At 46.0% G+C, this 14,504-nt stretch carries 12 protein-coding genes; 8 read left to right on the forward strand and 4 right to left on the reverse strand.

All coding sequences use genetic code 11. The features are described 5' to 3' along the window. Positions 1–89: 89 nt before the first annotated feature. Entirely contained in the window at positions 90–1,070 is a 981-nt protein-coding gene (locus HMPREF0670_RS12320; protein WP_009231481.1) for a hypothetical protein, read from the reverse strand. 1,614 nt (positions 1,071–2,684) lie between these two features. Between HMPREF0670_RS12320 and HMPREF0670_RS12325 the strand changes: the two genes are divergently transcribed. The 4 genes from HMPREF0670_RS12325 to rmuC all read left to right on the forward strand — a co-directional run bounded on the left by HMPREF0670_RS12325 (position 2,685) and on the right by rmuC (position 6,071). Then, complete coding sequence (locus HMPREF0670_RS12325; protein WP_009231482.1) at positions 2,685–3,059, forward strand: YraN family protein; 375 nt, start codon at positions 2,685–2,687, stop codon at positions 3,057–3,059. 2 nt (positions 3,060–3,061) lie between these two features. Further along, entirely contained in the window at positions 3,062–3,817 is a 756-nt protein-coding gene (locus HMPREF0670_RS12330; protein WP_009231483.1) for a biotin--[acetyl-CoA-carboxylase] ligase, read from the forward strand. Between the two features lie 51 nt (positions 3,818–3,868). Continuing rightward, positions 3,869–4,573, forward strand: coding sequence for a UMP kinase (gene pyrH / locus HMPREF0670_RS12335; RefSeq protein WP_009231484.1), 705 nt, complete (start codon positions 3,869–3,871; stop codon positions 4,571–4,573). A 193-nt stretch (positions 4,574–4,766) separates the two neighbouring features. After that, complete coding sequence (gene rmuC / locus HMPREF0670_RS12340; protein ID WP_009231485.1) at positions 4,767–6,071, forward strand: DNA recombination protein RmuC; 1,305 nt, start codon at positions 4,767–4,769, stop codon at positions 6,069–6,071. A gap of 221 nt (positions 6,072–6,292) precedes the next feature. On the opposite strand, the gene lipA is transcribed toward rmuC, so the two are convergent. Continuing rightward, positions 6,293–7,213 (reverse strand): lipoyl synthase, encoded by a 921-nt coding sequence (gene lipA, locus HMPREF0670_RS12345; RefSeq protein WP_009231486.1) that lies wholly within the window; start codon positions 7,211–7,213, stop codon positions 6,293–6,295. 273 nt (positions 7,214–7,486) lie between these two features. Here lipA and fldA point away from each other — a divergent pair, with 273 nt between their 5' ends. The 4 genes from fldA to HMPREF0670_RS12370 all read left to right on the forward strand — a co-directional run bounded on the left by fldA (position 7,487) and on the right by HMPREF0670_RS12370 (position 11,229). Next, positions 7,487–7,981 (forward strand): flavodoxin FldA, encoded by a 495-nt coding sequence (fldA, locus tag HMPREF0670_RS12350; protein WP_009231487.1) that lies wholly within the window; start codon positions 7,487–7,489, stop codon positions 7,979–7,981. 283 nt (positions 7,982–8,264) lie between these two features. Continuing rightward, positions 8,265–8,828, forward strand: a complete 564-nt coding sequence (locus HMPREF0670_RS12355; protein ID WP_009231488.1) for a flavin reductase — start codon at positions 8,265–8,267, stop codon at positions 8,826–8,828. Between the two features lie 337 nt (positions 8,829–9,165). Next, positions 9,166–9,705 carry a hypothetical protein gene (locus HMPREF0670_RS12360; RefSeq protein ID WP_009231489.1) on the forward strand — a complete coding sequence of 180 codons (540 nt, stop codon included), beginning with the start codon at positions 9,166–9,168 and terminating at the stop codon, positions 9,703–9,705. Between the two features lie 627 nt (positions 9,706–10,332). Continuing rightward, complete coding sequence (locus HMPREF0670_RS12370) at positions 10,333–11,229, forward strand: hypothetical protein (protein ID WP_009231491.1); 897 nt, start codon at positions 10,333–10,335, stop codon at positions 11,227–11,229. A gap of 1,801 nt (positions 11,230–13,030) precedes the next feature. Here HMPREF0670_RS12370 and HMPREF0670_RS12375 read toward each other — a convergent pair. Together HMPREF0670_RS12375 and HMPREF0670_RS12380 are read right to left on the reverse strand one after the other, a co-directional pair. Further along, a complete protein-coding gene (locus HMPREF0670_RS12375; protein ID WP_009231492.1) occupies positions 13,031–13,780 on the reverse strand; it encodes an exodeoxyribonuclease III in 750 nt (249 codons plus the stop codon). A gap of 4 nt (positions 13,781–13,784) precedes the next feature. Next, entirely contained in the window at positions 13,785–14,429 is a 645-nt protein-coding gene (locus tag HMPREF0670_RS12380; RefSeq protein WP_009231493.1) for a DUF4840 domain-containing protein, read from the reverse strand. Positions 14,430–14,504: the final 75 nt, after the last annotated feature.

Raw genomic sequence — 14,504 nt, forward strand, 5'->3', positions numbered from 1 at the left:
CCATAAAAGGCAAAGGGCCAGGCGCTATCCACATTCAGCCCTTTGCATAGTTCTCCCCGTTTAGAGGTGCAGATGTGCGGCATTACAGCCTATTCCATCAGCTTTTCAAGAATGGCTAGATAACCCTTGTCCACGTTATGCTTAGCCTTATATTCGGCAAACAGCGGTTTGGCACGTTCCAATTCTTTCCCATTGCGTATAAAGCTAACGAGCAGTTGGTAAAGCACGGCGTCGCGTTGTGCGCCCTGATAGAAGGCAGCCAGCTCCTTATACATGGTTTCTAGCTGTCGGGGCATGGTGTATGTTGCTTTTTTGGCAACAGCCTTTTTCTCGTTTTCGTAGAAACAATAGCGCATAAGGAAACTCACGTAGTCGGGGTTACGCAATGCTCCTTCGCCCGAACGTGTCTTAACACCGTCCATCAGTTTCCAATAATCACCAATGCCTTGTTCGGCGATGGGTGTCTTTCGGGTGTCGGCATACATCTGCGGATATTCCATAAACGAGATGTAGGCGGCCGCCTCGGTATTGGCTAGGATGTATTCGGCTGCCACATCGCTTAACTGCGACTTTTGCTTAGCCACCATCTCTTGTACCTTCGATAGCAGTGTTCGCGAGTCTTCAATTCGCTGCTGCGGCTTAATGTCTACCACGACACAAGCCAGCAGCTGACTTTTATAACGCATCTGCCGCCGCATGTCGTCGATGTTACTTATCAGGCGGTTGGCCGATACGGCCTTTTCACTTCCACTGAACACCACCTCCGAAGGGCGTTTTCCATCGTAGCGCACCACGGCATGTATGCTGTCGCCTGGCATCAGCAACACATTCACCTGTCCGTTAATAAGCATGCACACGGGGTTCTTTGTTTCGAACGAGTACAAATGTTCATCGCCGGGGTTGGTATGAAACTCGGCATTGAAGAAAGGCGACTGCAAACAATCGAAATATACCATTTCTTGTTTGTAGCCATAAACCTCAGCACTTAGTGTTGTCTTCTTCTGAGCATAACCATTAAAGGCCAATACGCATAGTGCTCCCAAAAGAAATTTTCTTGTCTTTGCTGTCATTGGGTATGTTTAAAAGCGGTTAGAAATATAAATTGTCAAAGGCATCGGGTGCGGATGATATATTCCTTCACTCATATCTATCCGCAAATAAAATTCATCATCTATCTTTACTTGGCTGTAAAATTAGTAAGTGTAAACCATCCAATATCTTAATTTTTGGTTAAAAAACATAAATAGCACATGCGTTCATGCTACATAACATAAAAAACGAGCATTTTAGGTCTGCATATTAACTGCAATTATATCGAATATTAAGTTTCTAGATACCGACGTCGTTTCGACTTTTGATGTTTGTATAACATGGGGAGGGGGTTTACCATCTGTGTGATGCCAAACCAAGATAAACGTTCTGCGCATGTACGAAGTGCAGGACTTATCAACTCAACAACTCCCAACTCACAACCTCACGGCCTACCCCTCTCGTAACTCGCCAATTTGTAAACTCGTCAACTAAATCACTCGTCAACCAAATTACCCGTTAACTTGTCAACTCGTTAAGCTGATGATTTGTCAACTTTTCAGTTCGACTTTTAACATTATGAGTGCCCTTTTTGCCAACCAACTGCCAACCTTGTCGCAAAAAATCGATTCTCGCGGAGGTTTGTTTCGGTGTAAAAAGTGGTCAGTTGTACATGCAGTCAAAATGAATTTTTATTTAAACAGACCGCCACTAACACCCGTTTTTGGGCGATTTGCAGCTAAATGCAGTGCGTTTTGGTGCTAAATGCGGTGCGTTTTGGTGCTAAATGCAGTGCGTTTTGGTGCTAAATGCAGTGTGTTTTGGTGCTAAATGCAGTGTGTTTTGGTGCTAAACACAAGGCAAAATGCGGCAAAATGCAAGTCGAAAAGCATAAATATACACCACAAATGTATAAACAAAACCTTTTAGAGACATCAAAAACATGACTAAAAAGGGCAAAATAGTCGTTAAAAAGTGGAATTTTAGGGGCTAAAAGCGGAAAATTGGAGTTGAAAAAATACGAGTTGGCAACCAAACTAGAAAGGCAAAATGGTGCAAAATGTAGGTTCTAGGCTTAAAAATAGACAAACACCAAGGCATGAAAGGGTAGAAATAGCGGTAATTTACCTACTTTTTAACCGATATTTTCGCTAGAACGGAGTAAAAAATAGAACGAAATTGTAAAAATAAAAATAACAATTTAAGCTTTTGAGCTAGCGGGTTGAAGAGTTGGTGAATTGATGTTTTTGAGTTGGTGAGCTTGTGAGTTGGTGAGTTGATGAGTTGGTAAGTTAATACGTTGATGTTTTTGAGTTAGTGAGGTTCTATGTTGATGGGCTGGTAAGTTGCAGAGTTGATATATTCGGTAGTAGTTGAACTCTCGTGAATTTATAAGCCAGTGAGTTGGTTAGTGCCGCACTTCGTATATGCCGAGGAGTGTTTGTCCTATGTTGGCATCACAAAGACAACACGCTGTTATCACTTGATAGAAACACCAAAAGTTAAGGCGGTTTCATCATAAAAGCCACCTGCTGCAACAACCATAGCCATTTACAGACCGCACATTTAGCACGTTGTAGCCAAAAAACACGTGCCCACACTTTGCAAACTGCCATAAAAAGGCTACTTTTGCAAGAAAGAAAAGATATATAGGCATGGCAAAGCACAACGACTTGGGCAAATGGGGCGAAGATTTAGCTGCCCAATACCTGCAAAAACAGGGATTTGTTATTCGCGAACGCGATTGGCATTGCGGCAAACGAGACATCGACCTGGTGGCGATTACAGCCGACTTGACCACCGTTGTGTTTGTTGAGGTGAAGACACGAACGACAGACGAGGTGTCGGAACCTGCCGATGCGGTGAACAGGCAGAAGATAAGAAACCTTGGAATTGCCGCCAACAACTACATCAAACAGTTTAATGTGGTGGAACAGGTGCGTTTCGACGTGGTGACAATCGTTGGCAACAGCAACGAAAACGCCAAGCTGGAACACATCGAAGACGCCTTTAACCCACTGCTGGCTTAGGCATGAAGATTAGGCAGATACACTTGGAAGAAACCACTTCGACCAACACTTATATAAAAGGACTGGCGTTGGAGGCAGACGAAATGGTGGTGGTGAGCACCCTTTGGCAAACGGCGGGGCGCGGACAAGGCGTTAACCGCTGGGAAAGCGAACGGGGAAAGAACCTGCTTTTCAGCCTAATGGCGCGCCCTTCGTTCGTTGCCGTGCAACAACAGTTTGCCTTGTCGATGGCAGGAGCATTGGCCATCAAGGATGTTTTGGACCGCTTTACGCCCGACATCCGCATAAAATGGCCGAACGACATCTATTGGCGCGACCGCAAAATCAGCGGAACGCTTATCGAAACGAGCCTTGCGCATGGCGAAATCAGTCGTTTTGTGTACGGCATCGGGCTGAACGTTAATCAGGTTCGGTTTGTTAGCGATGCGCCAAACCCTGTTTCGCTTGCGCAGATTACGGGCAAGCAGGTGGCACTGATGCCGCTGCTCGACAGCATTGTTGAGGCTTTTCTCGCACAATGGGACTTGTTGAAAGCAGGCCAAACCCACCTCATCGCCGCTCGTTACAACGCCTCACTTTATCGCGCAACGGGCTTTCACCGTTACAACGACAAACAAGGGGCATTTGATGCAGAACTTGTTGGGGTGGAAACCGATGGCCTAATAACCCTACGAGATAGGCAAGGACAACTGCGAACTTACTCGCAACCCTACGCCACCAACGGCGAAATGGCCGACAAGCTGCGGTTCGAGATTTAGCGACAGCGCGCTAGCCGTATAAGTTAGAACAAACCAATAACATTATATACAATGTACAAAAGAATATTATTAAAGTTGAGCGGCGAGAGCTTGATGGGCACTCAAAGCCACGGAATAGACCCACAACGTCTGCAAGAATATGCCCAACAGATTAAGGCTGTGCATGAGATGGGCGTGCAAATAGGTATCGTTATCGGTGGCGGAAACTTCTTTCGCGGACTTAGTGGGGCGCAAAAAGGTTTCGACCGCGTTAAGGGCGACCAGATGGGCATGTGCGCAACGGTGATGAATTCGTTGGCATTAAGTTCGGCCTTAGAGGCCATCGGCGTGAAAACGAAGGTGCTTACGGCCATTCGCATGGAGCCTATCGGCGAGTTTTACAGTAAGTGGAAGGCCATCGAGAGCATGGAGTCGGGCTACGTCTGCATTTTCTCTGCCGGTACGGGTTCGCCATATTTCACCACAGACACGGGCAGTTCGTTGCGCGGAATAGAAATAGAGGCGGACGTAATGCTAAAAGGTACGCGCGTGGACGGCATCTATACGGCCGACCCAGAGAAAGACCCAACGGCCACAAAGTTTGCAGAAATAACCTACGACGAAATTTATACGCGGGGCTTGAAGGTGATGGACCTCACCGCAACCACGATGTGTAAGGAGAATAACTTACCCATCTACGTGTTTAACATGGATGTTATGGGTAATCTCGAACGCGTTATGCGCGGTGAGAATATCGGGACGTTGGTGCATAATTAAAAGGATAAGCATTCTAGCTTTCAGACCGGTCGGACCTGGTCTGACTGGTCCGACTGGTCCGACTGGTCCGACTGGTCCAACTAGCCCAACTAACCTGCCCCACACCAAGCCCAAGTGGCAAAGCATTTGGCTTAACTCCATAACTCCTTAACTCCTCAAAAATAACTCCTCAAAAATAACTCCTCAAAAAAACATGGAAATAGTTTTTGCCCTTATCGTCATTGTGGCTGTAGTCTTCGTTTTCGTACTCTTTAAGAATACGAAGGCGGGGTACGAACGGCAGATTGATGAACTGAAAAAGCAACTGGAAACAGAACGCGAGTATGCTAAACGCATGCTCGACCAAGCCGACGACAACCTGCAACGGGCTAACCAAAACCTTGATAGGGAACGCCAACACGCCGAAGACTTACGTAGGGAAAGCGACCAACGATGGGAACAAAAGCTGGAAAGTCTGAAAAAAGACATGCAAAACACTGCCGCTAAAGAACTGGCGGCTAAACAAGAGGAATTGCAAAGGGCGAACCGCACACAGATGGACGACCTTTTGAGGCCTATTAAGGAGCAGTTTACAGACTTTAAACGGGCTGTGGACGAGAGCAAAACGCAAAATGAGGTGAACAAAACCGAACTGCAAAAGGCTTTTGAAAACACAATGAAACTGTTTCAGCAGCAACAACAGCAAACGGTTGACAGCCTGAAACAACAAACAGAACGCATTGGCGAAAATGCGGCTAACCTTTCGCGAGCCTTGAAAGGCGAGAGTAAAACGCAAGGCGACTGGGGTGAGATGGTTCTTGAAACGCTTTTGGAGAATAGCGGCCTGCAACGCGATGAGGAGTTCTTTGTGCAAGAAACGGTGAAGAGCGAAGATGGCGCAACGTTTCGCCCCGATGTGGTTGTGAGGTTTCCCGAAGGGCGGTCGGTAGTGATTGACTCTAAGGTGTCGTTAACGGCATACGCCGACGCCGTAGCTACTGATGACGAACACGAACGCGACCGCTTGCTGGCCGAACACGCCAAAAGTGTGCGCAGACATGTGGACGAGCTGTCGGCTAAAAGCTATGATAAGCTAGTGGAAGATGCTATCGGGTTTGTGCTGATGTTTGTTCCCAATGAGAACAGCTACATCGCAGCCATGAAACAACAGCCAGATTTGAGCCGCTATGCATACCAAAAACGCATCATCATCATTTCGCCCAGCAACTTGCTCATGGCCTTACAACTGGCTTATAACCTGTGGCAATACGACAGACAGAGCAAAAACGTGGAGAAGATAGTGAAAACTGCCGCCGACTTATACGACAAGGTGGCGGGCTTTACGGAGACCTTCACCGACCTTGAAGGCCAATTGCAACGTCTTGCCCGTAACTTCGAGCAGGCTCGCGGTCAGCTTTTCGATGGCAAGGGTAATGTGCTTCGGCGTATCGATGGCCTCCGCGCATTGGGCGTAACACCTAAAAAGAGGATTAAAGGATTGGAAGAGGAGGGATTATGAGGAGTTATTTTTGAGGAGTTAAGGAGTTATGGAGTTAAGGAGTTAAGCCAATAGCTTTGCCGCTTGTGTTTGTAGGTGGTGTCAGGCTAATAGGACAAGTCAGAGTTGTCCGACCTATCAGACTTGTCAGACCAGTCCGACCAGTCCGACCATTCCAAAAGCTAGAACGAACTATAAATCTAGAAACTGCTCAGCTGCTTTAAAGGGCGTTAGCCATCTTTTCACCCTTTCACCTTTTCACCTTTATTCTTCCCCTCCAACTTCTTTTTCCGCACCAGCATACTAATAAACGATTGTTCCGCCATATACGAAGAACGCGCAAAGGGAGAGCTTTCGGCGTTCTCGTAACCTATGCGCACAGCAGTTCGCTTATACGACAAGAACTTGTCGGGATGAACATATTCCACCACATCCAATTGCTTTTCGCTCGGTTGCAGATACTGCCCAATGGTTATCATTCGGCACCCAACGTCGTAAGCCTCTTGCAGCAAAGCGTTCACCTCTTCCTGCGTTTCGCCCAAACCCAACATGATTCCTGTCTTAGTGATAAAGCCCTGCTCGGCAATCTCACGCAAAGTACCCATGCTGTTGCGGTAGGTAGCGCGGTGGCGAACGCTTGGCGTGAGTCTTTCCACCGTTTCCAAGTTATGCCCAACGATGTCGGGCGCAGCCGCTAACACCGTTTGCAGCTCCTGCCCGCGATAGTCGGGGATAAGCACTTCGATAATAATCTCCGGACAAAGTTCGCGTATCCGGCGGATGGTTTCAGCCCAATGAGCCGCCCCCTTGTCGGGTAAGTCGTCGCGATCTACCGATGTTATCACACAATGCCTTAGCTCCATCGCCCGCACACTACGCGCAATTTTCAACGGTTCGTGAGGGTCGGGCGGCAAAGGATTCCCTGTTTGCGTGGCGCAAAATCGGCACGCACGTGTACAACGGTCACCCAATATCATGAAGGTAGCCGTTCCGCTTTTCCAGCAATGTCCCTTATTCGGGCATTTTCCACTACTGCATATCGTGTGCAAACCATTCTCTTCGAGCGTTTTCTCTACAAATCCGTATTTCTCTCCACCCTCAATCTTGGTGTAAAGCCATTTAGGTTTTCTCAGATAAGGTTTGCGTATAGATTGTTCTTCCATTGTATAGCACATTTAGGCTGTTGTTAATGATGTTGCACGCTGTACTCCGCATAGCGTGGACGTAACAATTTGCACGACAAAGATAAGGTTTTTAACCTAAATAGAAGAAGATACAAGGCACTTTTTTGCGCCCCATCCTTGGGACAGGCCCATACATTTTTTGTACGTGCACGAAAGAGCAGACCGAGAAGTAAGCAAAAATAACATTCATACGCATTGCGAATGAACATTTATTTTTATCTTTGCAATACATTAATCACAAACAGATAAACGATGAAAAAAACAATTGTTATATTCGGTTCGTCAATGGGCACCTGCCAAGGCATAGCCGAAAAAATAGCCGAGAAATTGGACGTGGAAGCCATTAACGTGGGCGACCTGACTGCCGACGTGCTTAACGAAAACGAGAACCTGCTGCTGGGAACATCCACGTGGGGCTCGGGTGAGATGCAAGACGACTGGTACGAGGGAGTGAAACTGCTCGACGAAGTAGGCCTAAAAGGCAAAACGGTGGCCATATTCGGCTGCGGCGACTCCAATTCCAACGCCGACACGTTCTGCGGAGGAATGGCCGAGCTGTGTGAAGCCGCCACCAATGCGGGGGCTAACGTGCTCGAAGGCGTGCCTACCGAAGGCTACACATTCGAAGACAGCCCTGCGGTTAAAGACGGAAAGTTTGTTGGACTTGCGCTCGACAATGAGAACGAGGCCGACAAGACCGACGAACGCATCGATGCTTGGCTGGCACAGATTAAGCCCGCGTTGTAATGTGGGCAAGCCAACGTGGCGCAAGCCGTAGGTAAAACCGTAAACGGAACTAGCGGAAGACCATCTTACGCTAGGTTTCCGTTTACACACTTGGTGCAAAAGAACAACGCATCTGCCCCTACAATCTGCGTACGTCTCACTATCGCAACAGAAGGCCTCTCACAAAAAGGGCAGCGAAGTAAAGACAGGAAATGGCCGCCCCTAAAAAGAAAAGAACAAATGCAACGCGGCTTATTCGCCGTCGGCAAACAACGTACCACCACATCAAACCATTATCTCAACAATGAAGGTAAAGCTAGACACAAAGAAGTTCTATCCTGGGTACCCCGTCTTCATCGTCTCGTATTATGGCAAAGACGGGCAGCCCAAGCTCTCCACACTGTCTTCATCGTTCAGCATCGGCAATGTTTTCGCGATGGGGATGCATGCCAACTCGTACCTTTCCTCTTGCATCAAGCATAAGAAAGGGCTGTGCATCAACTTCTTAACCCGCAACTACCTACGAGCCATTGAACGCGCAGGACTGGTGTCTAATTTCGATTGCGAAACGAAAACAGCCGACACAGAGCTGACATTCTCTAACAACGAAACCACCAACTCACCCTACATCAACGAGGCATCCGTAGTCCTGGCCTGCGAGACGAAAGACGAAATAACCCTTCGCGACGAAGGACTTAAAGTGGTTTTGGCAGACATCCAGGAGCGATTGTGCGAGGAAAAGCTGATTGTGGACGGCCATTTTAAGTATGAAGAGCTAGACCTGCCGTTGTTGGAGGCCGATTCAAGCGGCATTTTCTACCGTTTCATGAATAAGGAATTGCAAAAAGGGGGTAGTTTCTTCAAATAGTTCCTGGTACAAAAGGGGCCAACCCAAGCCTGCTGCTCGGATATTTGGCAGGCATCGCAACATGACGTTCCGCAAGCCAAAAACGAGAAATTAAGCAGCCGAACCCCTACTTGTTTGCCCCTCGTGGCAACTTTGTATTGGCATTTACTACCACGACACCATTAGAAACGGCATTTGTCTCCCTCCAAAAAGGTTCTACACGTTTGCAACGTATCCAGTAAACTATTCGCATTTCATCAGATTACAGGAGGTATTCCGTACCCTCGTCGCCTTCAAGCATCCCTGATGGAACGCATGGAAAAGACCACTGCTGCCATAAGAAACAAAAGGAAACTATATGGGAAAGAATAAGCTTTTAACCATTGCCCAATCAATAACACTTGCATTGGCGATGGCTAGCTGCACCAATAAGCATCCTTATCAGGTAAGGCAAGACTGTTATGCTGCCATCGAAACCTATGTTGGAAGCCATAAAGAATACAACAGCTTCTTATTGCTGTCTACCCGAAAGCTTTTCAACGAGGATGGAACTCATCCCGGGTTTCTTATCGGACCACTATATAAAGGACTTGATAAAGAGCTGAAAAACTTTGCACCTATCGAGTTTTTAGAGGTTGATGGGAAAAAAGTTTATCTCTTTTCTGAGGTCTCGTACCTTACTAACAACGACAATAACCCCATAAACAACTATTGTAAACCCGATAGCACATTGCTGTTAAGCTACGACAACCATCAGATATACTGCCACTATCGCTTGGTGAACTATCTGAAAAGGGCAAAACTTTTGTTCTTTGAACAAGATAAGTTATGCATATCCAACTCGCCCGACACCCTGTATTTACCCACGATAAAGATAGATTCCTTACGCAAGTTCTAGCGAACTAACAGCATAATTCTTGTTGGCTGCATGGGGTTAATGCATTATTTTAAGCCACACCGCTTTTAAGCGATAACAACAAAACAACTAGCATACAAAGGTTTCATAGCCTTGCAACTTTTTCAATTTACCGTTATGGCACATTTCAACATCATTGATAGAATATACTTTGCGGGCGAACGCAGCCAAGATAGAGGCGACAGAAAGGTTAGCGGACCAGGTGGAATAATGGCTGGTTTACTATTCCCTTTACTCATATTGTTAGACAAATTGAATAAACTACACCTGCTGCCTTTTGGTAAGCAACTCTCAGTACTTTATGTATGTGGCTCCTTTTGTGCCCTTTTCTTCGGCATTTGGAGGTATTATGTAAAGTCGGGTCGGCACGAACGCGTGATGAATTATTATCGCGGAAGGGCAACAGACACCCCTGCATATAACTATGCGTACATCATCGGGTGGATAATAGTGTGTGTTGTTGTTACAATGATAATAGCTCAATGCAATATTTCTCTTCCTCCAAGACGGGTTTTATAGCGCATCTTCAATTGTTGCCGATGTCTTTTAGAGTAACACAGCAAACTGCATGATGAAGCTTGAATTGGAAAAAACACTTAAACAAAACCCATGATGAAAGAACAAATAATAGAACTGTTAAAGCAAGGACGTAAGTTAGAGGCCGTAGCCACAGCACATCGCTTGGGCGGAGGCACGTTGCTGCAGGCCAAACGATATGTAGATGCCGTGGAAAGGGAAACACTGAACGGCAATTCGCCAGACGATAACGACCGGGTGGTGCGCAGCTGGTCGGTGAAATACAATGGTGGCAAGCCCGTTACCATTACCCTACGCGACCAGTATGGCGAACGACAGCTTGTCGAGGGCACACTAGAATGGAACGCGATACTAGCTGAAATTACACAGACGAGGAATGAACGCGATACAACGACAGAAGGAAAGGATAAGCGATGGAGCTTCTCGTGGTGGTCAAAACGCAATCAAGAGCGTTTTGCCGACACCAATACGCACTCTCCTTCCAAATGGAAGTTCTATTTGCCCTTTGGTTTGGCTCTCGTGTTGTTTTTTGGTTTTATCACCTTTTTGACGGATTGTACCTATGGCTACGTGGGGTTGTTGCGCCAAGCGGTTATGACTTTTATCATGTTTCTTATTACTTATGCAGGCTATTTGTTGGCCATCGAGAAAAAGGAAAAATGGTATTCGCGTCTTTGGGGTGTAGTGATATGCTGTGCTAGCTGCGTGTTTGGGGTGGCTATTGGCATTGCCTTGGTGAAAGACCTTTGCACCGACAGCCTGAAAGTATATCAAGGAGAGGTGGAAGTGAATCGCCATTCAGGACGTAGAGGCACTCATTATACCGTGGAATGGGCGGGCGACGATTCTCCTTGGTGGGCAGATCATAGTATAAACCGCAGCATTTACCAAGACATGCAGGGGTATAAAAAGGCTCGTGTGGAGTATTGGCAAAATTCGGGCGTGGTAAAGAGTATACAACCGCTGTAAGTTATAGTCAAACAAAATAGGAGTTGGAACGTACGTTCCACCTGTCGACAAAGCAAACGGCTGATAACTCCCCAACTCATCAACTCGCCAACTAACTCTCAACTCGCAAACTTATCAACTCCCAAATTCACCAGCTCATCAATTCACTAACTCACCAACTCTCAATTCCTAGACTCACCAGCTCATCTACTCGCCCTCTCAACTCCTAACTGCCAAACTCCCCAACTCGACCCACCAACTCTCCAACTCATCAACTCCCCAACCAACTCATCAACTCTCCAACCAGCTCTCAACTCACAAACTCCCAAATTCACCAACTCATCAATTCACTAACTCACCAACTCTCAATTCCCAAACTCACCAGCTCACCCTCTCAACTCTCAACTCCCAAACTCCCAAACTTCCCAACTCATCAACCCACCAACTTGTCAACTCGCTAATTCATCAGCTCCCCAACTCTCCAACTCATAATCTTAAAAACTTACGATATGTTTTACAAAATGCGATTTGTTTTCCACTCATTCTAGCGAAGTTGAAACGCTAAAAGCGTGCAATTAGCTGCTTTTTTCAGTCTTTTATATCTCTCTTTTTGTCTTCTTTTGAGAAAGCCGACTGCGTTTTGCACCATTTTACCTTTCTAGTTTAGTTGCCAGCTCATTATTTTTTACGCCCAATTGCACGCTTTTAACCCCTAAAATCCTACTTTTTAACCACTATTTTGCTCTTTTCGGCCATGTTTTTAATGTCTCCAAAAGGTTTTATTTATACCATTGCAGCGGATATTTATGCTTTTCGTATCGCATTTTGCGGCATTTTGAACTGCATTTAGCACCATTTTGCCTTGCGTTTTGCACCAAAATGCACTGCATTTAGCACCAAAACGCAGTGCGTTTAGCGGCATATTGCACTGCGTTTAGCATCAAAACGCACTACATTTTGCTGCAAATTGCCAAAAACCAGTGCAAATGGCGGTGTTTTTAAATAAAAATTCATTTTGCCGCATTTGCATACTACCCCTTTTTTGCATCAAAACCAACCCGCGCGAGAATCGTTTTTTTGCGGCAAGGTGAGCTGTTGGTGGATTATAAGCCACTCATAATGTTAAAAATTATGCTTAAAAGTGGACAAAAACGGGGTGGATCGTTTATAAGTTGAGGGGTTGCCGAGTTCGTAAGTTGATGAATTCGCAAGTTTATGCCTTTACAAGGTGGTAGATTTCACGAGCTGGTGCGTTTACACGTTGACGAGTTAATATGCTGGAAAGTCTTATGGTTTTACGGGTTTATTAGCAGGCAAGGTAATCGGTTTACACGTTAACAAGGTGGTAGATTCTACTAGTTGGCGAGTTCGCAAGCAGACAAGTTATAGTCAAACAGAATTGGATTTGCAAAGCCATAGGTGCATCGTAAACAAACAAAAGTCCTCCTTATCCTCTGTGCAAGGGTTTATTGATGCCGTGCTACGCAACGTCTTGCATCCTTCTAACAACAATTTTCCAAAAGCAATTCTGTTTGACTATAACAAGTTTATGTGTTAACATGCTGGTTAGTGTTGTTGCACTAAGCCTATATCCTGCACATTACATCTTATTGTTTTTGGGGAGAGGTAAAATCTCTTAGTTCGATTGTTTAGTCGTTATAAGGTCTTTCTATGGCCTTGTTGTGCGAGTTCTAGGCGTGGCAAATGCGCATCAGTGCGGCTCCACGTTGTTTCTCTTTTTGGTATGGACACAAAAAATCCACCTCATTTGCCACTAAGCGGTAAGTTGATAGCGGCAGTGAGGTGGATTAAACGTATGTAATTACTTCAAGAGTAGTTCCACAGGGCAGTGGTCGCTGCCCAATATGTCGGTGTGGATTTTGGCGTCTAGCACTTCGGCTTGTAGGCGATTAGACACAAGGAAATAGTCGATGCGCCACCCCGTGTTGCGTTCGCGTGCCTTAAACCTGTACGACCACCAACTATATGTAACCTCTTCGGGGTATTTCCAACGGAAAGTATCTGTGAAACCTGCATCTAGAAGTTGGGTCATCTTTTGGCGTTCCTCGTCGGTAAAACCAGCGTTGCGCCTGTTGGTCTTGGGATTTTTCAAGTCTATTTCTTGGTGTGCCACATTCATATCGCCGCAAACAATCACTGGTTTACACTTATCCAAGTTGTGCAAATAGGCCTGAAAATCGTCTTCCCACTGCATGCGGTAGTCTAGTCGGCGCAGCTCCTCTTGCGAATTGGGCGTGTAAACCGTTACCAAAAAGAATGTGGGCATCTCTAAGGTGATAACCCTTCCCTCGTGGTCGTGTTGGTCTATGCCAATGCCGTAGCTAACGTTCAAGGGCTTATGGCGTGTGTAAATGGCCGTGCCCGAATAGCCTTTCTTGTCGGCATAGTTCCAAAACGAGTCGTAACCATCGAACTGTAAGTCTAGCTGACCTGCCTGCATCTTTGTTTCTTGCAGGCAAAAGAAATCGGCATCAAGCGCTTTAAAGGTGTTCTCAAAGTCTTTGCCAACCACGGCGCGCAGCCCATTGACGTTCCAAGAAATAAACTTCATGTGCCTAATTAATCTTTTTCCCTTGCAGAACGACAGGATTCTTAATTTCGTAAGGGGTGTTCTCGTACGTTATTTGCTTTACAAGCAAACGTATAACTTGCTTTTCTTTGTAGTATTCCAGCAATTGTTGCACTTGCTGATGCTGCATAGAACCAAATTGGATGACATTGGTAAATGCCAGTTTGCCAGGCTTTCCGGCAATCGTTATGTCGAAATCTTTGGCTGCAATGGGGCTTGCCAAGTAATAACCCTTGTTGTAATAGTCTTCCAGCGTGTAATTGGGCAGCTTTAATTTCATCTTTACCTCAACGGGGTCTGCCGCGCCTAGCTGTTTTACGAAGGTTTCAGAGGCACTGACCGTGCCTGTCAAAACTCTAACGGGGAATTTGTCAATAACAAGTATCGTGTCGTTTGTGACGGCCCAAGCGATTTTCACCGAGTCGATGTCAGTGGGCTTTGGACCCTTGACAAACTTCAACTGGCCAGAGTAATTACCAACAATGGAACTCATGATAACCGTTTGCTCTGCCTTTGTTATTTTCTTAAACCTAGGTTCTTCACCTCCGTTTCCGCCGCTAAGACATGAACTGAGCGACAGCATGGCCACGCCGAATAAGGCGACGGCAACCAAATTCAATGTTTTTTTCATCGTGTTCTGTATTATTGTATTTATAAGTTAAAGCAGGATTAATGTAGAACTTGCATCTAAAAGATATAAAAAATG

This window comes from Prevotella sp. oral taxon 317 str. F0108, assembly GCF_000162415.1.
Taxonomy (GTDB): domain Bacteria; phylum Bacteroidota; class Bacteroidia; order Bacteroidales; family Bacteroidaceae; genus Prevotella; species Prevotella conceptionensis.

Excerpts from the sequence above, each read along its gene's own strand:
- HMPREF0670_RS12370 (WP_009231491.1), top strand. The coding sequence starts at position 10,333 with ATGATGAAAGAACAAATAATAGAACTGTTAAAGCAAGGACGTAAGTTA.
- fldA (WP_009231487.1), top strand. The coding sequence starts at position 7,487 with ATGAAAAAAACAATTGTTATATTCGGTTCGTCAATGGGCACCTGCCAA.
- HMPREF0670_RS12375 (WP_009231492.1), bottom strand. The coding sequence starts at position 13,780 with ATGAAGTTTATTTCTTGGAACGTCAATGGGCTGCGCGCCGTGGTTGGC.
- HMPREF0670_RS12325 (WP_009231482.1), top strand. The coding sequence starts at position 2,685 with ATGGCAAAGCACAACGACTTGGGCAAATGGGGCGAAGATTTAGCTGCC.
- HMPREF0670_RS12380 (WP_009231493.1), bottom strand. The coding sequence starts at position 14,429 with ATGAAAAAAACATTGAATTTGGTTGCCGTCGCCTTATTCGGCGTGGCC.
- lipA (WP_009231486.1), bottom strand. The coding sequence starts at position 7,213 with ATGGAAGAACAATCTATACGCAAACCTTATCTGAGAAAACCTAAATGG.
- HMPREF0670_RS12355 (WP_009231488.1), top strand. The coding sequence starts at position 8,265 with ATGAAGGTAAAGCTAGACACAAAGAAGTTCTATCCTGGGTACCCCGTC.
- HMPREF0670_RS12330 (WP_009231483.1), top strand. The coding sequence starts at position 3,062 with ATGAAGATTAGGCAGATACACTTGGAAGAAACCACTTCGACCAACACT.
- rmuC (WP_009231485.1), top strand. The coding sequence starts at position 4,767 with ATGGAAATAGTTTTTGCCCTTATCGTCATTGTGGCTGTAGTCTTCGTT.
- HMPREF0670_RS12320 (WP_009231481.1), bottom strand. The coding sequence starts at position 1,070 with ATGACAGCAAAGACAAGAAAATTTCTTTTGGGAGCACTATGCGTATTG.
- HMPREF0670_RS12360 (WP_009231489.1), top strand. The coding sequence starts at position 9,166 with ATGGGAAAGAATAAGCTTTTAACCATTGCCCAATCAATAACACTTGCA.
- pyrH (WP_009231484.1), top strand. The coding sequence starts at position 3,869 with ATGTACAAAAGAATATTATTAAAGTTGAGCGGCGAGAGCTTGATGGGC.